Source organism: Salinigranum marinum, from assembly GCF_024228675.1.
Taxonomy (GTDB): Archaea; Halobacteriota; Halobacteria; order Halobacteriales; family Haloferacaceae; genus Salinigranum; species Salinigranum marinum.
This window is the reverse complement of record NZ_CP100461.1, coordinates 846,259-867,102: the sequence shown is the minus strand read 5'-3', so window position 1 is coordinate 867,102 and position 20,844 is coordinate 846,259. Positions and strand designations below refer to the sequence as shown.

Sequence of the window (20,844 nt, the reverse complement as noted above, 5' to 3'; positions counted from 1 at the left end):
GGGGGGTAACTTGAACGCCCCGCCGGCTCGCGAGTTACCGCATCAGTCGTCGAACCGAAGCACGGCGTCGCGCTGGTCGAAGACGTGGTAACCGGCCGACACCGTGACGACGAGAAACAAGACCGTGGCGAGGAGCGTGCTGTCGACGGCTCCGAGGATCGGAACGCCGACCAACTGCCCGACGATCGCCAGCAGGCCCAGCACGCCGAGACCGAAGTAGTACTCGGCCCACGAGATGGCGTTCTTGGGGACGACTTCCATGTACACCGCGACGTCGTCCGCGTTCTCAGCTCTGAGTACTGCCTTCGCGTTCGCGTCGTACTCGACGATGCCGAGGTCGTCGAGTTTCGGGAGGTGAGTCTGGTGGAGCGAGACGTAAACGCTCTGTCTGACGTTCCGCGGCGGCGGCTCTTCCCCGGACTCGACGGTCGCGATGTACTCCGCGAGGTCGCTGACTGTCTGTCGATCTTCCCCCTCAGCGAGCCGTTCGAGGACCAGTCGGCGGCGGTCGTTACGGAGGACGTCGTGGATGTCCGACTCCGCGAGTGTCCCCTCGGGTTCCTCCTGTTGGAGTCCGATGGTCATCCGTCCTCTCGTCACCCGTCCGACTGTATGAAACTACCCCGTTAATTCTCTCTTTCGATACTGTGCGGCGTTCGGGACGGTTCGGAAGGAGTGCGACGGCAGTCGCCGGCCCATGTGTCAACGGTTCACGGACTACCGTTCACGGCTCAGGGAAGACAGGACCGGCCCGCTCGGTATTCGTTACGCGAGCCAGTCGTCGGGTTTGGTGTCGTAGTCCACGTCGGTCGCCTGGATGCGCGATTCGAGCTCGGAGTCGAGCTCGAAGGTCTCGAACCGGTCGCCGTCGAACCGGATCCGTTTGCCGACCTCGACCGGCGTCGGCTCGCGGTTGCGTCGACGCGCGACCTCCACGTCGTGATCGTCGTACTCCTTGACGATCGTCATCAGGTTCACCGGCCGGCCCCACAGCTGGTAGACCCGCTTGAGGACGGCCTTCGCCTGTGGCATGTCGAGCATGATGCCGTTGTACTGGTGACCGAGGAGGAGTTCGCCCCGGTTGTCGAAGTTGCCGTCGTACACCGCGACCGTCGGTTTCCCGAAGTTGGTGAACTGCAGGAGCAGCTTCTTTTTCACGTCCTCGTACTCCGTCGAGGTGACGCGGTAGTCGCCGCTCGTCTGGGTGTACTCGTACGTGAAGTAGTGGTTGTCCGTGACGAACTCTTGCGTGAGGAACTCGTCGAGGAAGGTGACGTCGTTGTGGCTCGCGCGCACCTCCCGCATCCGATCCCAGCCGGCGGTGTAGTCGACGTCCGCGACCGCCTCCTCGACGGTGTCGTAGCGTTCGTCGTCGAACATGTACCGCGAGAGCTGTTCGAGCTCCGACCGACGGATCCGCGAGAGGAACCCGCGGTTCTGCGGTTTGACGAGCGAGAAGTGCCGTTCGGCCAGCCCCGCGTAGCTGAGCAGCTTCCACGGGTACGCCCCGACGTCGATCTCGCCGTCGCGGGCGGCCGCGAGGGCGTCGGCGTCGACCCGGGGGTCGCCCGCGTCGGCCAGTTCTCCCAGCTCGTCGAGCGTCTCGGGCGTGACCACGTCGATCTCCCGATCGGGCCGGAGCAGCTCCTGCACCTCGTCGAAGTCGACGACGTCGCGGAAGTTCCGCCACGAGATCCCACGGACGCGGAGGAGTTTGTCCGCCACCTCCCGCCTGTTGGTCGTGTTCTCGACGTACTCCCAGAGCTCCTTGCCGAGCTTGTACGGGTTCAGCCCCGGCGAGCCGAGCACCCGCGACTGGTGGTCGGCGTAGGTGACGAACTCGTCGGTACCGGCGAACCGCTCGTCGCCCATCATCAACGACTCCCAGTAGGCGGCCCACCCCTCGTTCATCACCTTCGTCATCTTCTGGGCGGCGAAGTAGTACGCCTCCGTCCGCAGCATATCGAGGAGGTCCTTCTGCCACGTCTCCATCTCCACCGCACGCCCCTCCTCGCCGTCGTAGTGCATCCCATGCTCGCGGAGATACGCCATGACGTCCTTGCGGGGCTCGGTAAGCTTCGCCGCGCGCTCTTCGGCCTCGGCGAGGTCGTCGAGCCACTCCTCGTCGAACACCTGCCGCCGGACCTCCTCGGAGATGTTCATCGAGTCGAGCCGCTTGCGGAGGTCCTCGGGCGGCGCCCGCTTGCGCCCCTCGCCCGCCTCCGCGAACGCGCGGTGCTGGTCGATCGTGTCCTCCAGCGTGAGCACCGCGTCGATGAACGCCTCGACCTCCTCGCGGTCGATCTCCGGGTCGTTCATGTACGACGCGATGGCGTCGGCGTGCCGTTCGAGCATCGCCGCCGCGTCGGGGTCGTCGCCCTCGCCGAGGAAGAGCCCGAACCACTCGTTGTTGGCGAAGAAGTCCGCGTGGGCCTCGACGTGGGTGATGACCGCTTTCTGGTCCGCCAGCGAGTTCGAGAGTTGGAGGAACGCGTGGGAGGGGTTGTCGTTGTTGACGATCTCGAACGCCTTGCCCATTCCGAACTGCCCTTGCTTGCGCTGGCGGTCGTACGTCATCCCCCAGCGCCAGTGCGGATACCGCCGCTGGAAACCACCGTAGGCGATGAGTTCGTTCATCTCGTCGTAGTCGACGATCCAGTAGTTCACCGGATACGGTTCCAGGCCGAGTTTGCGGGCGAGGTTGCCCGCCTCCCGGACCGGCTCTTTCAGTTCGTCCGCCTCGCGCTGTTTGTCGACTCTGTCCGAGTTGCTCATTTGCCGTCCTCCGTGCTCAGGATCTCGTAGATCGCGTCCGTGACGTCGTCCGGCGAGGAGACGTACGTGACGACGACGTTCCCCGTGTCGCCGAGCGCCCGGTCGACCTCCTCGGCGTGGGTTGCGTTGATCGCCGTGCCGCCGGGCTGGGTCTCGACGTACGCGTGGAGGTTCGCCGGGATCTCCTCCATCAGTGGGATGACGTTCTCCGTCGTGTCGTTCGACGAGTTCTCCGAGTCGCCCGCCGCGAACACGTAGCGGTTCCACTCGCTCCAGGGGTACTCCTCTTCTAACACCGCCTTGGCGAGTTCGTAGGCGCTGGAGATCTTCGTGCCGCCGCCCGAACGGATGCCGAAGAAATCCCCGCGGTCGACCCGCCACGCCTCGGCGTCGTGGGCGATGTAGACGAACTCCGCGTTGTCGTACTTGCCCGTGAGGTACCAGTCGAGAGGGGTGAAGGTCCGTTCGACCAGCTCGCGTTTCTTCTCGCGCATCGACCCCGACACGTCGCGGATGTTCACCACGACGACGTTCTTCTCTTTCTTCTCGATGATCTCGGGGTGGCGGTAGCGTTCGTCCTCCCGTCTGAAGGGTACCTCGCGGAGGCCGTCGCGGCGGATGCGCTGGATCGCCGTCGTCCGCTCGACGTTGTCGGCCATCTCCTCGAAGGAGTCCCACGTCCCGCGCTCGTCGTCCGGCACCTCCTCGAACGCCTCCTCGACCCACGGCAGGCCGACGAGGATGTGCTGGTCGCGGCACCACCGGAACACCCCGCGGGCGTCGACGCCGGCGACCTTGCACGCCTCTCGGACGTACTCCTCGTCGAAGTCCATCGAGAGCTTCCGCTTCAGCCCCTGCTTGAACAGCTTCTCGAAGTCGAGTGTCGAGTTGGGGCCGACGCGGGTGATGTCGGTGAAGTCGCCCTCGACCTCCTCGACGACCTGTTTCCCCTTCGGTTCGAGTTCGAGCCCGAGCTCCTCGTCGAGCTCTTCGGCGAACTCCTCGGGGTCCATCTCGTAGTACTCGTGCTCGCCGGCCTCCTCGCCGGGCTCGCCCTCCTCGTCGCCGTCGCCATCGCCGTCAGCGGGCTGGGGCTGGCCGACCGGCTGGCCGACGTCGGGCGTCCCGCCCTGCCCCTGGCCCACGCCGCCCTTGTCGAGCTGGTCGTACTCGAACGACGGGAGGTCGACGACTTTGATCGGGATCTTGATGCTGTTCGGGCCGCTCCCGCCGAGGTCGCCGTACGTGATGAACTCCTTGAGGTCCTCGCGGCGCTCCTCGCCGACTTCGCGGAACCGTTCGAGATCGTCTCTCAGCCCCACTGGTAGCTCACCTCGCGCATCACGTCGCGGCTCGCCAACTCGGCCGAGGCACGCGTGTAACCGTTCTCTGTCATGTGATCGATCGTCCGTTGTTTGATCGCTTCCGTGTCCGTGTTCGCCGGTGGGTCGTCCCACTGGTTCGGGTCCAGATCGGGGAACAGCCGGCGAACGTCGTCCCAGTCGTGCGTGTCGAGCACCGCGCGGATGACCGGCATCTCCGAGAAGTCCACGTCGGTGATCGAGAAGTCCTCGTCGCGGTTCTCCCACGCGTAGCGGTTGAGCGCGCTGATGACCTTCTCGCGGCGGAACTCCTCGACCCCGTCGTTTGGCTCGTTGCCGTCGTAGTCCGCATCGCGGAACCGCCCGAGGTGTTCGGTCTCGAACAGCCGCATCAGCAGCGGGTCGGGGTCGACCGGCCCGTGTTCGGTCTCCAACTGGTCGTCACCCGCCCACGCGTACACGTGCTCAACGTACTCCTCGACCGTCTCGGCCTCGACGCCCTTCTCCGCTAAGAGGGCGTCGAGGACGTCCGACTCCTGCCGTTCGTAGATGTAGTCTTTCACCATCGCGAGCCGCGACTCGTACTCCGTCGCCTCGGCGCGCGAGAAGACGGGAGCCTCGGTCAGGTCGCCCGCCATCGCGTCGAGGACGTCCACCGGGGTGATGACCCGCTCGACCGGGAGCGACTCGTGTCGCCGCCCGGTGTCCGCGTGGAGCAAGTCAGCGATGACGTCACGGGTGTACGTCACGGGGATGCCGTGGGTGCCGTCGCCCTTCCCCTCGAACTCGAACTCATCGGCGTCGACCCGCTCGTCGCCCTCCTGGAGGTAGCCCCGGTCGTACAACAGCGCCTTGTCGACCAGATCCAACCCCGCCGAGAGGTCCTCGGCGTCCAGTCTGGAGACCACGGAGTACATCGACGCCGCCTCGACGGCGTGAGGGGCGAGTTCGCGGTCGGTGAGTTCGCCGGCGCTGTCGCGGACGGCGACGACGAGGCCCTCGCGGATCCGCGCCTCGAGCGCCTCGTACGACTCGGCGTCCCACACCGACGTCTCGTTCGTCAGTTCCCGGCGGATGAGCTCCGCTTCCAGCGAGTGATTCGTCAGGTAGCGGAACTCGTGTTTGTTCAGCCGCCGCTTCAGGGCCTTGAGCGGGTCCCGACCGTTCCGGTCGGCGTACTTGTCGAGTTCGGCGTCGAGGTCCGGGTTCGAGATGATGAGCAGTTGCGTGTCGATGTCCATCCCGATCCCCTTGTCGAGTTTGACGTGCCCCTCGTCGGGCACGTTCAGCAGCTTCTGGAGGAGATCCGAGTGCTGGGTGGCGTCCTCGACGATGGTGAGCAGGCCGTTGCCCTGCGAGAGCACGCCGTCGTACGAGAACGCCTGCGGGTTCTTCCGCCCACGCGAGTCGAGTTCGCGGAGCATCCCGGGCATCCACGACCCCACGAGCCGTTCCTTGGGGCTGCCGTCGTCCTCCGAGTGGAGGATGCCGATCCCCCGTCCCACGTCGACGACGTAGTTCTTCACGCGGAGGTGTTTCTCGGCGGCGACCTCGCTGAAGAGGTTCTGCTTGCCCGCCCGACGGTACTGCTCTTCGAGGTGGGTGTACGCCTCGCGACAGAACGGGTCGAGCTCCTCGTCGAGCGACAGGGGGATGTGGTCGGCGGATTCGGCGTTGAGCGTCGCCACGACGTCGCGGCGGACCTCCGCGGGGAACACCGACAGCGGGTGTGACTGGACCGGCGACTCGTACCAGTCCTCCTCGTGGTCGACCTCGTCGCCGTACGACAGCCCGCGGGTGTCGGCGACGTTGGCGATGTTCCACTCGACCGTGTACCGCCGCCCCGCGTCCGTCTTCGAGTACTCGCGCAGCCCGTTGACGAGACACCGCTTGAGCTCGGACTTGCCCGTCGCGGTGGGCCCGTCGAACCAGATGAGCTTCTCCGCTTTGCCCCTGTCGGCGGCGATGGTCCGGAGATCGTCGACGAAGTCGTTCAGGATCTCGGTGTTGCCGAGGACGGCGTGTTCGCCCTCGTTGGCGGGGTCGTCGAAGAAGCGGTAGCGCTCGCGCTCCTCGCCCGTCTCGACCACCGTCCGGGTCCCCATCGACTCGATTGCTTCGACGAGGTACTTCGAGGCGTGCGAAGCGATCGAGGGGCGCTCGAACGCCCGGTCGACGTACTCCGCCAGCGACATCGGCTCCTCGTACGTCCCTCGGAGTTCCTCGTCGGCGGCGCGGATGAAGTCCGGTCGCTCGGGAGAGTCGTGTCGCATCCTCGTTGTATCACTCCCCCTCCAGCTCGCTCTTTGCCACCTCGGCACCGGCGAACTCGAGGACCTCCCGGGCCCCTTCGCGCGAGTAGCCCTGGTCGACGAGCGCGTCGATCCACGCGTTGCGCTCGTCGTCGTCCAGTTCGTTCGCGCTCACGAGCGCCGAGAAGTTGATGTTGTGTTTCTTGTCCTCCCAGAGCTTGCGTTCGAGCGCACGGCGCAGACGGTCGTTGTCCTGGGGGTTGAACGAGGTTCCCTCGCGCGCCCGCCGGGAGACCCAGTTCGACACCTCCTGGCGGAAGTCGTCCTTCCGGTCTTCGGGGATCGAGAGCTTCTCCTCGACGGAACGGAGGAACTTCTCGTCCGGTTCCTGTTCTCTCCCCGTCAGTTCGTCCTCGACGGTGGCGTCGTCGATGTACGCCATGACGTGGTCCATGTACTTCTCGCCCTGGCGCTGGATCTCGTCGAGGTCGTACGCGAGCGCGTGGCGGACGTCCTCGATGGCGCGCTCTTTGTACTCCTCGCGCACCATCTCCAGGTAGTGGTGGTAGCGCTCGATGTTCTCCTCGAGGATGGAGCCGTGGGATTCGAGGTTCTGCTCGAAGTGGTTGAACACCGTCAGCGGCGAGAGGAAGTCTCTCCCCCTGTGCGTCGAGTCCATGATCGCCTCGGCGATCTCGTCGCCGATGAACCGGGCGGAGACACCGTCCATCCCCTCGGCGATGTCGGCCTTGGCCTCTCCTTCTTCCCTGAGCTTCCGCACGTCGAGGTCGTCGCCGTCGTCGACCTCTCCGTTGTAGGCCTTCGCCTTCTGGACGAGCGTCACGTTGCCGCCGTCGGGTTCGGTGGTCCGGGTCAGGACGCCGAACAGCCCCGCCATCTCCATGGCGTGCGGTTCGATGTGCATGTCCGGGACGTCGGCGTTCCGGAGCATCTTGCGGTAGATGTCGGCCTCCTGTTCGTACTCGAGGACATACGGGAAGTCGATCCGCTTGGTCCGATCATTGAACGCCTCCATCTTCTCGTCGCCCTTCTTCTCGCGGTACTCGGGCATGTTGGTCCGGCCGACGATGACCTGGTCGATGTCGATCCGGGGGTTGTTCTTCGGCTTGATCGTCTGCTCCTGGGAGGCGTGCAGGAAGTCGTAGAGGAACTCCCGCTGGAGTTTGAGCAGTTCCTCGCCGGAGAACAGCCCGCGGTTAGCGTTGCAGAACGCCCCGGAGTAGTCGAACGCCCTCGGGTCCGACTCGCCGTAGACGGCGAGCTTCGAGTAGTTGACGTCGCCGGTGAGTTCGGTCTCGTCTTGGTTCTTCTTGTCCTTCGGCTCGAACGTCTCGACGCACTGACGTTTGTTCTCGCTCGCGACGAGGCGGACGACCTCGATGTGGTTCTCCATCACCGACTGGAGGTCGTCGTCGTAGTGCGCGAGCAGGCGGTCCATGTAGAACTCACTGGCGGGGTCCAGCGACTGTTCGTTGCGGACCGTGTACGGCGCCTGGAGGTTCTCGTTCAGCCGTTCGAGGACGATGTCCCGCTGTTCCTGCGGGAGGAGGACGATGGGGTCTTGATTCATCGGCGACTGGACCGTGTCGTCGGCGGGATCCTGGTCGCGGATGACGTCGCCGAGGTGGGTCCACCGGAACGTGTACATCCGGCCGTCCTCGCGCATGGTGTAATCCTCGAAGTACCGCCGCACCATCCAGTCGAAGTGCGACTTGCCCGATCCCACCGGACCGAGGAGGAGTTTGATGCGTTTCTCGGGGCCCAGTCCGCGAGCCCCGGACTTCACCTTGTTGACGAACTCGTGGATCGACTCGTGGACCTCCCGGCCGTAGAAGACGTTCTCGCCGTCGTGCAGCGGGTCTTCGGAGGCCATGAGGTACTCGACGATGCCGGCGTCCTCGTCGTACGTGGTGCCGTAGTAGTCGAACATGTCCGCGACGCGCTGGTGGGCGTTGCGGGTGATCTTCGGGTCGTCGTACACCTCGTCGAGGTACCAGTCGAAACTCTTCGCCTCGCGGAGGTCCGCGGGGACGGACTCGCGGTAATGCTTGCTCAGGTCTTCTAGTGTTTCGAGTTCACTGCTCATTGTTCATGTTCGGAGTCTCTGAACCGAGTTCACACCCACGACTCGGTGACCGTACTCGGGGGGTGACGCGTGATCGGTCGTCGGGGTCGATTGTCGGTCGTGGCATGGATGTTCATACCACCCTTCCGCACGGCGACACGGATCTTCGACGGTTCGCGGAGAACGACGTATTCGGCTAGCGGTCCACAGGGCGGTGACTCGGCCCGGATCCGAGACTACTTAATTGGTGAGTGGTCGATGTAAATAAGCCTTCCTCCGATATGTGAAGTGGTCGCCACGTTTCGAGCGACGACGGGGACCAGCCTGTGCCCGGGTCGCGCCAGACCGCCGCGCTCTTGACTCGGCGGCCCGCTCTAGCGGGTATGAGCGCCGACTACGACGACCTGCCGGACGGCTGGCAGGTGTGGGCGGACGAACACGAGGGACGGAGCGTCCTCACCTACCGTCCGGACGTGTTCAACACGACGGACTTCCCCGCCCCCTGTCTCCCGACGATCTACGTCACGAACGGCTCACGGCGGAAACGTCCCGGTGCCTCCCAGGTCCGGACCGACACGTGGCACGTATCGCTCTTTCTCGAACCCGAGATCGAAGGGCCGGTCGAGCGGTACGACTCGCGCCCTGCGGCCGTCGACGGGGCGGTCGCGCTCGCGGCCCGGTTCACCAGGGGACGAATCGACTACCGCGGGCTCTACCAGGTTCCCCGCGAGGCGTACCTCGACCGCCTCGACGACCTCGTCGGCGGGGACGACGTGCGCGCCGACGAGTCCACCGAGTGAGGCGCGAACGCACGCGCGGCGGTGCGGTCCGGCGCGACACTTAACCGACGGGGTGGTCAACGAGCTGGTATGCCGCAGGTCACCCTCATCGGTTCTCGTCTCGCCACTCCCGGCCAGGAGTTCGTCTACGAGGGTCGGTCGACCGCGTGCGACGGCTGTCCGTACCAACAGCAGTGTCTCAACCTCACCGAGGGCGTCCGCTACCGCGTCACCGACGTGCGCGAGAACGCCCAGACGCTCGACTGTGCCGTCCACGACGTGGGCGTCAGGGCGGTCGAGGTCGAGCGCGCGTCGATCCCCGCCAACGTCGCCTCGAAGGGCGCGTACGCCGGGAGCAAGGCGCAGTTGCCGGGCCCCTGCCCGCACACCGAGTGTCCGAGCCACCCGTACTGCGTCCCCGACGGGGCCGACTTCGACACGGAGTACCGCATCGAGACGATCCACGGCGATCCGCCGCACGACTTCTGTCTCCTGGACCGCGACCTCACGCTGGTCGAGTTCGCACCGCCGGAGGAGTGACCCGTGACCGGTCCCGAGGCCGAACCGGGCGATGCCGAAACCACCCCTGACGATCGGGCCGTCATCGACTGTCCGCCGAGCGGCAAGCGGGTCCGCGTCCGCGAGTCGGCGGCTGACACCGACGGTCGGCGCGTCCGGTTCGACACGTGGCTCGATCCGCCGGAACGCTCCCACGGCCCGATGCTCCACGTCCCTCCCGAACAGGACGAGGACCTCGCCGTCGTCTCGGGATTGCTCGGCGTCGTGGTCGACGGCGACAGCGACATGTCGGAACCCGGCGAGTCGGTGACGATCCCGAAGGGGGTTCCTCACCGCTTCTGGAACGCCGGGTCGGGAACGCTCCACGTCGTCGGCGAGGTCCGGCCGGCGCTCCGGACGGTAGGCGTTCATGCGCGTCACCTACGGGCTCGCCCGCGACGGGCGCTCGACGCCGTCGGGGATGCCGCTGAACCCGCTCCGACTGGCGCCGCTCGTCGAACGGTTCGACGACATGCTCTACCTGGCGCGACTCCCCGTCTCGATCCAGAAACGGGCCGTCTCGCTGCTCGCGCCCGTCGGGCGGGCGGTCGGCTACGGCACCGACTATCCGGCGTACCGGACGCCGGACTGAGACGGATGGCCGGACACCGGCCGCGGGGGTCGTCGACTCCGGCTCCTCTCGGACCAGGAGCGACTGGGCCCGCTCACGTCACTCCAAGGTCCCCACCCGCTCGGCGACGTAGCCGAAGAGCTCCTCGTAGCCGTCGGCCGACAGCAACACGGGGTAGAAGGCCCGGTCCGCGACGAGCGCCTCGCCGTCGGTCGCGGCGAACCGCTCGCCCTCCGCGACCGGCTCGAAGTTGGCGGCGAACACCTCGTGATCGCCGTCCAGCGCCTTCGGGATCGGATCGAGCAGCCGGTAGACGGTCACGTCGTCGCTCCCGTTCGTCGCCGCCCGGGTCGCTCCCGGCGAGCGCTCGTCGTCGGCGTCGAGGACGTCCGTCGCGTCGAGGAACGCCCGCACGAGGTCGTAGGCGTTCTCCGCGGCCTCGTCCGTCTCCTGGAGGCCGCACTCGACCTCGACGGTGTGGGCGTGTTCGATGAGCCGGCCGTCGGTGAACCGGTCGGTCTCGACGACCACGCTCACGGGCAACTGGGGACAGATCGCCCGCGTGACGGCGTCGACGCGGTCGACGAGCGCGAACGGCTCGGCGAACGACCGCGTCGAGTGCAGCGAGAGCGTCGTACAGCCGCGGAGTTCGCGCGCGAGGTGAGAGGCGAGCCGTCGCTCGTGCGAGTCGGCGTCGGGGTCGCCCGGGAACGCCCGGTTGAGGTCCTCGTCGAGGTAGCGGACGCCGGCGTCGAGCGCCTCCTCGTTGGCGACGACGAGCTTCACCGGGCGGCGCACCGGGGGCGATTCGGCGACCAACCGCTCGATCGCCACCTCGCCGCAGGGCTCGTCGCCGTGGATCGAGCCGACGACCGCGACCTCGGGCGTTCCGTCCCCGAGTTCGTAGATTCGCATCGTGACGTAGTGGGCAGTCGACGGTCAAATCGGTTCGGAATCGTCCCGGTCGGACGCGGGGCGTCGACGGGACGACGCCGGTCCGGCTGTCCGGGCCGGCCGTCAGTCGCGGAGGTGTGGGAGGGCGGCCGCGACGAGGAGACCGAGCGCACAGACGACGGCCCACACCACGGGTGAGAGCAGCTCGAACCCGGGGACGCCGGCGACGCCCGCCAGCGCGGCCACGCCGAGCCCGGCCAGCACTGACGACTCCGCGACCGTGCCCGTCGTCTCTACGGCCGTGCCTGTCGTCTCCGGCGGGATCGTATCGGCCATCGCGGTGGCCGTTAGTGTGGCGTCGCCCCCGCCGCCCTCGGCGTCGAGGTACGGGTACAGTCGTGCCGCGAGGCTTCGGAGCTCGATCGTGCCGCGGTTCTTGTCGAAGCCGACGACGCCGGCGGTCGCCAGTTTCGGCAGGTGGCACTGGTAGAGGCCGATGTAGACGCGTTTTCGCTGTTTCGACGTGATCTCCTCGATCGGGAGGTCGTTCTCCTTCGCGGCGATCTCCTCGATCGGGAGGTCGTTCTCCTTCGCGGCGATGTGTTCGGCCATGTCGGAGAGCGTCGCCCGGCCGCCGTTCGTCTTGAGGTAGTCGAGGGCGTCGCGGCGGCGCTGGTTCTTCAGCAATTCGAACAGCGTGTCGGTCGCGATCTCGGTCGCGGCGGCGGCGCCGGCCGCCACGGGCGGCGCTGGTTCGTTCGACGACGCGACCGCGGTCACCACGGCCCCGTCGATCGGGCGTCCGTCGGCGTCGGTCAGCGGCTCCGTGAGTACGTCTTGTGTCATGGTGAGTGAGGGCGTTTCGGGCGCAACGACTCTCGCACGGCCGGCGGCGGCGCACGGAGGAACACTGCGTCGTCTGTGTATCTCCCGCTGAAGATATAAAGATAACAGAATCTTCTTTAACAATGACTGTAAGAGGGTGTCATAGAAGAGTTCTCACACCGTGATCACGGTACTTCCCGGATTGTCTCCACGTTCGTAGTTGGTGATTGCGACGACGAGGCGAAGGCACAGGGCGAGAAACACCTGCGCCCGTGCGTGGACGCGGCCTCGGGCGTGCGTTCGCCCGAGGCCGCAGTCCTTCACTGATTCGTTGGTTCGTTCGACTCCACTACGGCGGTTGTACGTCTCATCCAACGTGGACTGCTTCAACTGAACGTCCTCGCCGTGTTCGGTGATGCGGTCTTCGACCCTGTACTCAATGTCTTTCGGGTCATCAGCGTTCCGGGCGTTGTATGGAGCGACTGGCACGACCCCTGCGGTCAGCAGGTGGTCGTGCCAGTCGAGCGTGTCGTAGGCGCTGTCACCGACCATCCAGATCGGTGTGGCGACGGCGAGCGCGTCACGTGTGACGCGCATCGCCGTCTCTTCTGGCGCTTGCTTACTCTCGGTGAACTCCGCTCCGATCGGGATCTTTTGCCCGGTCGAGACGATCGTACAGCCGTAGCCGTAGTAGTACTCGTCGTCGGTTGGATCGTAGCACTTTGAGGCGTCTGGATCGGCGGGCATCGCCCTCACGTCTGTTGAATCGATACAGTAGGTCAAGTCGAGCAGGCCGCGCCGGGCGGCCTGCTCGACGAGGTGGTCGAACACCTCGTCAACGACGTGTTCAAGATCGGTGAGAAAGCGATCGACCGCGTCTCTCGACGGCGGTCGATCGAATCCACAGCTCAGCCATACGACCGTGTTCCGAAGCTCTCGTTCAACGGGACGAATGCCGTAGATGTCCTTGTAGTAGCAGTGGAGAAAGCCACGCATCAGTTCTGGTGGTTCGTGGTCTCGTGTTCGCCCCGTCTTCGCCGGGGCGAACACGTCGAACTCTTCGAGAAATTCGAAAGAGAGGTGCTCGAACAGCGCTAGCGTCTCTGTCTCCACGGCATTGAAGAACGAGTCTACCGAAGGATCATCTTGCAGGGTCGCTGAACTCATCCACCTCAGCGTTCACCCTGCTCTTTGGTGTGCTAATCGTTCTATGACACCCTCAATGACTGTAAGGAAAGATCCGATTAGGTGCCGAGAGCCGACGGCCGACCGTGCGATGTGGTGAGCGCGGCACGCGGTGCGGTTCGAGGGCGGGTGGACGAGTGACGGGGAGGTCAGTGGTCGTGTTCCAGTCGCTCGACGTAGTCGTAGTCGGCGGGGTACGCCTCCGGCCGCTGGTCGTCGAGCGTGATCCGCCAGCCGTCGAGTGCGCTCGGGTCGGCCAGCGCGGCGTCGAGCGTCGCGCGCACGTCGTCGACGTCGACGCCGTAGAAGTCGTCGGGGACGCCATGGAGGTACTGCAGCGCCGTCCGGAAGAGCGACCGCATCCCGCCGTCGTCTCGGAAGCCGACGTGTTTGTACGCGCCGGCGGCGACCTGCACCATCCCGTGGAGGAACGCGCTTTCGACCGTTCCGGAGCCGTAGTTGTACCACTCGTCCTCGAAACAGTCGTGAGACTCGTGATACTCACCCGCGTTGAACAGCCGAACGCCGTGTTCGGTGGCACGCCGGAGCGTCGCGTGCTCCCACTGCCGGCGGTCTCGATGCCACCCGGTCGGGTTCCCGAGGGGTGGCGCGACGCTCGGGTCTCGCGTGTGGTCGTCCATACGACCGACAGTACTGTGGAACGCGGCCTGAAACTGTCGGTCGCCGCGGTCACGACGCCTCGCGCCGACCACCGACTGGCGGAGCCGCACTCGCTGCCACGGCTGCTAAGTGCACGCGCCGACCCCGACTCCCAGGGGGAGACGAAATCGGTGGGTTAAACCCCTGCGACCGGATACCCCCGTACTGCGCGAGGGTGGCCGAGTCTGGAAAAGGCGGCGGACTCAAGATCCGCTCTCGAAGGAGTCCGTGGGTTCAAATCCCTCCCCTCGCATCGCTTCTGGAACGACAGTGAGCAGAGCGATGCGTCCGGAGGATTCGAATCAGCGAGTGGAGCGAACGGGGTGAGCGGAACGACCGTGGTTCAGATCCTTCCCCTCACACCTTCTGCCGACGCTCACGAGGGGCGTCTCGCGAACGACTCGGTGTGAAACCGTTCCGGAAAGTGAGAACCGGGGTGAAGCGCCGAGGATATCGACACCGGACGTAGGACTGAAACACGACTTCGTGTGGCAGAGGCAGTCGTTGAGGACCGTATTCGACAGAATCGTTGAACCCGACACCATCTCCGTCGAATCATATCATATCTGAGAACTCACAGCGTGGGTTTATCAACATCGTAGTAATTAGCAGCAGTAGCATCGCCCGTGACCACGGAACAGGACCGCTCCGAGACGAGCACCGTGCGCGTTCTCTGCGTCGACGACGACAGGGACCAGCTCGCCTCGCTCACCGAGCAACTCGAAGGCGCCGGGTCGTTCGATGTCGTCACGGAGACGACCGTCGAGGCGGGCCTCTCGCGGGTCCGAGCCGGAGAGATCGACTGCGTGGTCTCGGAGTTCGACCTACCGGAGGCGGACGGGCTCGCGTTCCTGACCGCGGTCCGCGACCACGACCCCGGGGTCCCGTTCGTCCTCCGGACCGACGCGGGGGACGAGGCGGTCGCCGCGGCGGCCATCTCCGCTGGCGTGACGGACTACGTCCGGAAGGACGCCGACGGCCGGGGAGAGACGCTCGCGGATCGGGTCGCCGACGCCGTCGAACGGTCGTGGGGCGACGCGGGGAGCGACGGGACGGCGGCCCGACGCCGCGAGACGTTCGGCCGGATCACCGATTCGTTCCTCTCGATCGACGACGAGTGGCGGATCACGGACGTCAACGAACGGGGGGCAGCCTTCCTCGGCTCGTCCGTCGGCGAGTTGCTCGGGACCGACCTCCGGGAGCTCCCACCGAGCGGGGCGGCGCGGTTTCACGAGAAGTACGCCGAAGCGTTCCGGACGCAGGAACCGGTCTCGTTCGAGGCGGAGTCGCTCACCCAGCCCGGCCGGTGGATCGATATCCGGGCGTACCCCGCCGCGGACGGGCTCTCGATCTACTGGTCCGACATCACGACCGTGCGCCGGCGCGAGCAACTGCTCGCCGACCTGTGCGAGGGAGCGCGCGACCTGCTGTCGATCGGCGACGGCGACTCCGTCTGCGCTCGCGCGGTCGAACTCGTCGAGTCGATGCTCGGCTTCGAGGCCGCGTGTCTACACCGACGCGACGAGCGGGAAGCCGCAGGCGGCGAGCCGTCGGCCCCTCGCGGTCGGACGCCGGCCGCGAGCACCCCCGGGGGCGGCGAGCGTCTCTCCGCCGAGGCGACGCACGCAGTGTTCGAGGCGACCGCGGACCACGACGAACCGCTCGTCGTCGAATCGTCCGCCGAGGGGGCGACGGTAGCGTCGGTCCCCGCGGGCGTGGTCGACCCCGGCCTCTACCTGCCGGTCGGCGACGACCGACTGTTGGTCGCGTGGGATCCGGGCGGAGGGTTCGAGGAGTTCGACGTCTACTGCTTCCAGTTGCTCTCGACGGCGGTCGAGATCGCGCTGACCCGGACCCGTCGGGAGCGGGCGCTGGCGGCGAACCGCAACGCGATCCGCGCGCTGCACGGGTCGGCGATGGAGTTCCAGGCGTGCGAGCGGACCGAGGAGGTGCTCGACGTCGCGATCCGGACCGCGCGTGACGTGGTCTCGTTCGACCGGTGTCTGTTCGCCCGGCACGACGAGGGCACCCTCGAACGCGTCGCCCAGTCGGGCGAACTGCCGACGACCGACCGGCGGCTTCCGGTGACGGCGGGATCGTCGGGGCGAGCCTACCGGACCGGGGAGTCCGTCGTCGTCGACGACGCCCGCCAGGACGACGACGTCAACCAGCCCTGCCCGTTCCCGTCGTTGCTCACCGTCCCGCTCGGCGACTGGGGGGTGTTCCAGGCGGTCGCCGAGGAGCCCGGCGCGTTCGACCCCGAGGACCGTGAACTCGCCGAACTGCTCGTGATGCACGTCCGCGCGGCGCTCGCGCGGGTCCGGTCCGACGAGGCGCTCCGCCGCGAGCGCGACCTGCTCGCGGCCTTCTTCGAGAGTTCGGGCGAGCCCGTGGTTCGCGTGCGGTTCGAGGGGGGCGTCCCGTGCGTCGACCGGGTCAACCCCGCGTTCGAGCGCGTCTTCGGGGTCGACGCCGACGAGATCCGCGACGAACCGCTCGACGACCACATCGTCCCGCCGCACGACCGCGAGGCGGCCCGGTCGATCAACGAGGAGTCGCGAACCGGCGAACCCGTCGAAGCCGAGATCTGCCGAGTCGCGGTCGACGGCCCGCGCGAGTTCCTCTTCCGCTCTGTTCCGTTCCGCGGCGACGACGGGTCGCGGATGGCCTACGGGATCTACGTCGACATCACGGCCCGCAAACGGCGCGAGCGCGAACTCGAACGGTACCGGACCATCGTCGAGAGCACGGGCGATCCGGTGTACACGCTCGACGACGAGGGCTACATCACCTACGTCAACGAGGCGCTCGAGTCCATGACGGGCTACGACGCCGAGGCGCTCGTCGGCGAGCACATGCGGTTGCTCGTCCCCGACGAGGACGTCGAGACGAGCGAGGCGCTCATCCGTGACCTCCTGGGCGACCCCGACCGGACGAACGATACGGTCGAACTCGACATCGTCCGTGCCGACGGCTCTCGCGTCCGGTGCGAGAACCACATCGCGCTCCTGCCCTTCGAGGAGGAGTTCCAGGGGACCGCGGGGGCGATCAGGGACATCACGGAGCGGAAGGCGCGCAAGAGCGAACTGGAGGCGCAGAACGACCGTCTCGACAAGTTCGCGTCCGTCGTCAGCCACGACCTCCGCAACCCGCTCCAGATCGCCCAGGGACACCTCGAACTCGCCGCGGACCGACTCGACGGCGAGGACGAGTCGCTCGACCGCGTCCACGACGCGCTCGAACGGATGGACGCGCTCGTGGCCGACGTGCTGGCGCTCGCCCGGGAAGGCGAGAGCGTCTCGGAGCCGGCGTTCGTCTCGCTGGCCGACACGGTCCGTCTCGCGTGGTCGTCGGTCGACACCGCCGGCGCACGGCTGGTGGTCGAGACCGACGCGACCGTCCTGGCCGACGCCGAACGGCTCCAGCGCCTGCTCGAGAACCTGATCCGGAACAGTGTCGAGCACGGCTCGACGAGCCCGCACTCGCAGACTCGCGAGGACAGCGTCGAGCACGGCTCGGCGGGCAGTCGGTCGGAAGCCGAGGACCGGGAGGTGACGGTTCGGGTGGGAACCCTCGGGAGCGACGGCTCCGACGGAGCAGAGGGCTTTTTCGTGGCGGACGACGGTCCCGGAATCCCTCCGGACGAGCGCGAGCGAGTGTTCGAGGCGGGCTACTCGACGAGCGACGACGGGACGGGCTTCGGGCTCGACATCGTCCGGAGCATCGCGTCGGCACACGGCTGGACCGTCGGCGTCACGACGAGCGACCACGGCGGAGCACGGTTCGAGTTCCGCCTCCCGCCGGACGCGCTCTCCGTCTGAGCCTCGCCTCCGGTCCCGTCGGGACGTGGGGGAACAGCCCGTGCGACGGGCGACGAACCCGTTTTCGACCGACTCCCGGGTGCCGCGGCAATCTGTTACTCGTACGAAACGTTTATGTGGGTTGGTACCATATCTAAGGATCCGCGAGAAGCGGCAAGGGCTAACCGGACGACCGGAACCGTCGTAACAGACGGATACGGCGTCGGTGCAACCACCAAGCGTCCCGTAACGGGGAATCGAGGTCAACGCGCCGACGGAGAACCGCAGCAGCCCACAACCGTCCCACGAACGGTGTGAAGGCCAAGTAGCGAGGAACGCGAAAGCGGACCGAGCGAACTCGGCGGCAGCCGAACCGGCCGTAAAGACTGGGGAATACACAACCAGTCCGCATCCGTTCAGCGAACGGCGGAAGGCCAAGTAGCGGGTCACGTGAGAACAGGGCTCGTGAACTCGGCGGCAGCCGAACTGGCCGAGAGGACCGGGGAAAACACAAACCGAACCGGTCCGACTCCGTTCCGACAGCGGGACAAGGCCAAGTACCGGGTCACGCGCGAGCGGGATCCGGGAAGTCGGCGGCAGCCGAACTGGCCGTAAGGAGCGTGGACAACAGGCAGACCGAAGCGCTCCGAAACCGCTCACGGAACGGCGGAAGACCAAGTAGCGGCTCACACGAGAGTGGAGGTCGTGAAGTCGACCCTTCAGGGTCGAGAAAGGTCGTGAGGCCCGGGGAAAACACCAACCGAACCGGGCCGAATCCGATCGCAGAACGGCGGAAGACCGAGTACCGGGGTCACGCGAGAGCGGGTCCCGCGAAGTCGACCCTTCGGGGTCGAGAAAGGTCGTGAGGCCCGGGGAAAACACCAACCGAACCGGGCCGAAGACGTTCGACAGGGCGGCGAGAAGGCCAACTACCGGACGACGCGAAAGCGGCGTTCGGGAACTCGACGTATCCGGATCTCCGGAATCCGGGGCAAGTCGAACGGGCCGTACGGGCTGCGGAAAACGTCTCCCGACCGGGTCCAAATTGCGGCTTTTCGCGTTTCCTATCGATCAACTGCGAGTCGCTTACCGTCGGCACGTATTACCGTCGGCCGGTCGCGCGAACGTGTGTCGCTCACGACGAACGGTAAGCGGCGTGCGTGTACTGATCGAGGGCGGTCGAGCGGGACTCGACGCGTTGTGCGTGGAACTGGACTGAACGAGCGCAGCTGCCAGGGTGGTTACACCGCCCCCTCCCCAGCCGACTCGCTCGGTCGGTCGCTCATTCCTCGCGCGTGTCGCCGGGCGGAGCCGGCGACGTCGCGCGCAACCGCACTGCGGTCGACACCGAGGAAGCCGGGGGACGAGAGCGGCTCGAAGCGACGCAGTCGCTTCGGTGGATCGAGACAGATTGCCACCGTCGCGCGTCGCCCCCATTCAGTTCGGTTCCCCCGTCCGCTCTCGTCTCTCTCACGCCGACCGCACGAGCCGCTCCATCGCGTCGAGATACTCCGCGGCGACGAGAGGTTCGTCCACCGAGAGCCGTTCGACCGACGCACAGCCGTGTTCGAGTCGCTCGCACAGGAGTCCGGCCGGGACCTTGTTCCGGACGACCGTCTCGACCGTGTCGACGATGGCCGATACTGCCTCCCCCTCGCGGCGTCTGGCCGCCGCGGCCGCCTCCGCGAGCAGTTGCGCGAGCGTCGCCTCGACGTCCGCCGGGAGGTCGGCCCCGACGTCGTCGCCGTCACCTGACACGCCCGCGATCTCTCGCCCGCGAAACAAAAAACCCGAGGGATATACGGTGATGGCGCGAGCGCTCCCGCCATGGACACCAGTTCGGAGTCGGACGCGGCGGCGCGTGCCCGTGTCGCGGAACAGGCCGCACGCGTCGGTGCCGCCGTCGCAGCCGGCTCCTTCCGGCGGGAGATTCCCGTCGAGATCAAGGAGGACAAGACGGACGTGGTGACACAGGCCGACCGCGACGCACAGGCGCGCGTCATCGACTGCATCCACTCGACGTACGAGGCGAACGCCATCGTCGGCGAGGAAGCGGACGAACTCAAGTCGGTCCCCGAGTCGGGACCCGCGTGGGTCATCGACCCGATCGACGGCACCAACAACTTCGTCCGCGGGCTGGGGGTGTGGTGCACGGCCGTCGCCGCGGTCCGAGACGGGGAACCGGTCGCCGCCGCGGTCGCCGCGCCCGAACTCGGCGACGTCTACGTGGCCGACGACGAGGCCGTGACGCGGAACGGCGAGCCCGTCTCGGTCAGCGACCGGGCGGATCCCGAGACCTGTGCGGTCGTGCCGACGATGTGGTGGGAGCCCGATCGGAGAGACGAGTACGCCGCGGCCTGTCGCGCCATCGTCGACCGCTTCGGCGACCTCAGACGGCTGGGCAGCGCCCAGGCGCAGTTGGCGATGCTCGCGGCGGGGACCATCGATGGAGTCGTCACCAACGTGTACGCCAACCCGTGGGACACGGTCGCCGGCGTCCACCTGATCCGGCTCGCGGGTGGGACGGTCACCGACGTCCACGGCGACCGCTGGCGACACGACTCGCAGGGACTCGTCGCGTCGAACGGTGCGATCCACGAGGACCTCCTCGACGCGGCCCAGGAGATCCAGGCGGTCGCGGAGCGGTGAGTGGGATGGCGATCGAACTCGACGAGACGGACCGTGCCATCCTCCGCACGCTCCAGGCGGACGCGCGGACCCCGTTCAGCGAGATCGCCCGCCGGATCGAGATGTCCTCGGCGACGGTCCACGACCGCGTCAACCGCATGAAGGAGGCGGGCGTCATCGAGGGGTACCACGCGAAAGTGAACCCGCAGGCGGTCGGCTACAGCACGTCGGCGTTCGTCGGGCTCCGGATCGAACAGGGCCGCGACGACGCGGTCGCGGGATTCGTCGACCGGCTCAGAGGGGTCGATGGCGTGCAGGAAGTCCACCTGACGACGGGCGACTGGGACGTCCTCCTGCGGGTCTACGCCGAAGATACCGACGGCCTCCGGGAACTGCTGTTCGAGAACGTCGCCAGCACGGAGGGCTTCGCGCGGTCGTACACGATGGTCGTCCTCGGCACCGAACACGACGATCCCGCCCTCCCGCTCTGAGCTTCGCCACCCCTGCCG

At 66.9% G+C, this 20,844-nt stretch carries 17 protein-coding genes, 1 tRNA gene and 1 pseudogene; 8 read left to right on the top strand and 11 right to left on the bottom strand.

The window, feature by feature from the left end:
* Nucleotides 1-42: 42 nt before the first annotated feature.
* The 5 genes from NKJ07_RS04215 to NKJ07_RS04195 all read right to left on the bottom strand — a co-directional run bounded on the left by NKJ07_RS04215 (nucleotide 43) and on the right by NKJ07_RS04195 (nucleotide 8,456).
* Complete coding sequence (locus NKJ07_RS04215; protein ID WP_318569345.1) at nucleotides 43-585, bottom strand: DUF7344 domain-containing protein; 543 nt, start codon at nucleotides 583-585, stop codon at nucleotides 43-45.
* 180 nt (nucleotides 586-765) lie between these two features.
* On the bottom strand, nucleotides 766-2,775 hold the full coding sequence (locus tag NKJ07_RS04210) for a SpoVR family protein (protein ID WP_318569344.1): 2,010 nt from the start codon (nucleotides 2,773-2,775) through the stop codon (nucleotides 766-768).
* Complete coding sequence (locus tag NKJ07_RS04205; protein ID WP_318569343.1) at nucleotides 2,772-4,097, bottom strand: YeaH/YhbH family protein; 1,326 nt, start codon at nucleotides 4,095-4,097, stop codon at nucleotides 2,772-2,774. The genes NKJ07_RS04210 and NKJ07_RS04205 overlap by 4 nt, the downstream gene beginning before the upstream one ends.
* Entirely contained in the window at nucleotides 4,088-6,370 is a 2,283-nt protein-coding gene (locus tag NKJ07_RS04200; RefSeq protein ID WP_318569342.1) for a PrkA family serine protein kinase, read from the bottom strand. Before NKJ07_RS04200 ends, NKJ07_RS04205 begins: the two co-directional genes overlap by 10 nt.
* A 10-nt stretch (nucleotides 6,371-6,380) precedes the next feature.
* Nucleotides 6,381-8,456 (bottom strand): PrkA family serine protein kinase, encoded by a 2,076-nt coding sequence (locus NKJ07_RS04195; protein ID WP_318569341.1) that lies wholly within the window; start codon nucleotides 8,454-8,456, stop codon nucleotides 6,381-6,383.
* Nucleotides 8,457-8,818: 362 nt separating this feature from the next.
* Between NKJ07_RS04195 and NKJ07_RS04190 the strand changes: the two genes are divergently transcribed.
* The 4 genes and pseudogenes from NKJ07_RS04190 to NKJ07_RS04180 all read left to right on the top strand — a co-directional run bounded on the left by NKJ07_RS04190 (nucleotide 8,819) and on the right by NKJ07_RS04180 (nucleotide 10,364).
* On the top strand, nucleotides 8,819-9,235 hold the full coding sequence (locus NKJ07_RS04190) for a DUF5820 family protein (RefSeq protein ID WP_318569340.1): 417 nt from the start codon (nucleotides 8,819-8,821) through the stop codon (nucleotides 9,233-9,235).
* 69 nt (nucleotides 9,236-9,304) lie between these two features.
* Nucleotides 9,305-9,754, top strand: a complete 450-nt coding sequence (locus NKJ07_RS04185) for a UPF0179 family protein (RefSeq protein WP_318569339.1) — start codon at nucleotides 9,305-9,307, stop codon at nucleotides 9,752-9,754.
* A gap of 180 nt (nucleotides 9,755-9,934) precedes the next feature.
* A pseudogene (locus tag NKJ07_RS24380) lies at nucleotides 9,935-10,042 on the top strand (hypothetical protein); the annotation flags it as partial.
* A 100-nt stretch (nucleotides 10,043-10,142) separates the two neighbouring features.
* Nucleotides 10,143-10,364, top strand: a complete 222-nt coding sequence (locus NKJ07_RS04180) for a hypothetical protein (protein ID WP_318569338.1) — start codon at nucleotides 10,143-10,145, stop codon at nucleotides 10,362-10,364.
* A gap of 78 nt (nucleotides 10,365-10,442) precedes the next feature.
* On the opposite strand, the gene NKJ07_RS04175 is transcribed toward NKJ07_RS04180, so the two are convergent.
* The 4 genes from NKJ07_RS04175 to NKJ07_RS04160 form a co-directional block, all read right to left on the bottom strand.
* Nucleotides 10,443-11,258: a M14 family metallopeptidase gene (locus NKJ07_RS04175; RefSeq protein WP_318569337.1), complete on the bottom strand. Its 816-nt coding sequence runs from the start codon at nucleotides 11,256-11,258 to the stop codon at nucleotides 10,443-10,445.
* A gap of 102 nt (nucleotides 11,259-11,360) precedes the next feature.
* Complete coding sequence (locus NKJ07_RS04170) at nucleotides 11,361-12,083, bottom strand: DUF7344 domain-containing protein (RefSeq protein ID WP_318569336.1); 723 nt, start codon at nucleotides 12,081-12,083, stop codon at nucleotides 11,361-11,363.
* Between the two features lie 153 nt (nucleotides 12,084-12,236).
* Nucleotides 12,237-13,229: a transposase gene (locus NKJ07_RS04165; protein WP_318569335.1), complete on the bottom strand. Its 993-nt coding sequence runs from the start codon at nucleotides 13,227-13,229 to the stop codon at nucleotides 12,237-12,239.
* A gap of 167 nt (nucleotides 13,230-13,396) precedes the next feature.
* Nucleotides 13,397-13,888, bottom strand: coding sequence for a DUF309 domain-containing protein (locus NKJ07_RS04160; RefSeq protein ID WP_318569334.1), 492 nt, complete (start codon nucleotides 13,886-13,888; stop codon nucleotides 13,397-13,399).
* 188 nt (nucleotides 13,889-14,076) lie between these two features.
* Between NKJ07_RS04160 and NKJ07_RS04155 the strand changes: the two genes are divergently transcribed.
* Together NKJ07_RS04155 and NKJ07_RS04150 are read left to right on the top strand one after the other, a co-directional pair.
* Nucleotides 14,077-14,160: transfer RNA gene (locus NKJ07_RS04155), tRNA-Leu, on the top strand.
* A gap of 373 nt (nucleotides 14,161-14,533) precedes the next feature.
* On the top strand, nucleotides 14,534-17,728 hold the full coding sequence (locus tag NKJ07_RS04150; protein WP_318569333.1) for a PAS domain S-box protein: 3,195 nt from the start codon (nucleotides 14,534-14,536) through the stop codon (nucleotides 17,726-17,728).
* A 1,220-nt stretch (nucleotides 17,729-18,948) separates the two neighbouring features.
* Here NKJ07_RS04150 and NKJ07_RS04145 read toward each other — a convergent pair.
* Complete coding sequence (locus NKJ07_RS04145; RefSeq protein WP_318569332.1) at nucleotides 18,949-19,125, bottom strand: hypothetical protein; 177 nt, start codon at nucleotides 19,123-19,125, stop codon at nucleotides 18,949-18,951.
* A gap of 52 nt (nucleotides 19,126-19,177) precedes the next feature.
* Nucleotides 19,178-19,465 (bottom strand): DUF8101 family protein, encoded by a 288-nt coding sequence (locus NKJ07_RS04140; protein ID WP_318569331.1) that lies wholly within the window; start codon nucleotides 19,463-19,465, stop codon nucleotides 19,178-19,180.
* Between the two features lie 69 nt (nucleotides 19,466-19,534).
* On the opposite strand from NKJ07_RS04140, the gene NKJ07_RS04135 reads away from it, so the two are divergent.
* Entirely contained in the window at nucleotides 19,535-20,356 is an 822-nt protein-coding gene (locus tag NKJ07_RS04135) for an inositol monophosphatase family protein (protein WP_318569330.1), read from the top strand.
* 11 nt (nucleotides 20,357-20,367) lie between these two features.
* Nucleotides 20,368-20,826: an Lrp/AsnC family transcriptional regulator gene (locus NKJ07_RS04130; RefSeq protein ID WP_318570528.1), complete on the top strand. Its 459-nt coding sequence runs from the start codon at nucleotides 20,368-20,370 to the stop codon at nucleotides 20,824-20,826.
* Nucleotides 20,827-20,844 lie beyond the last annotated feature (18 nt).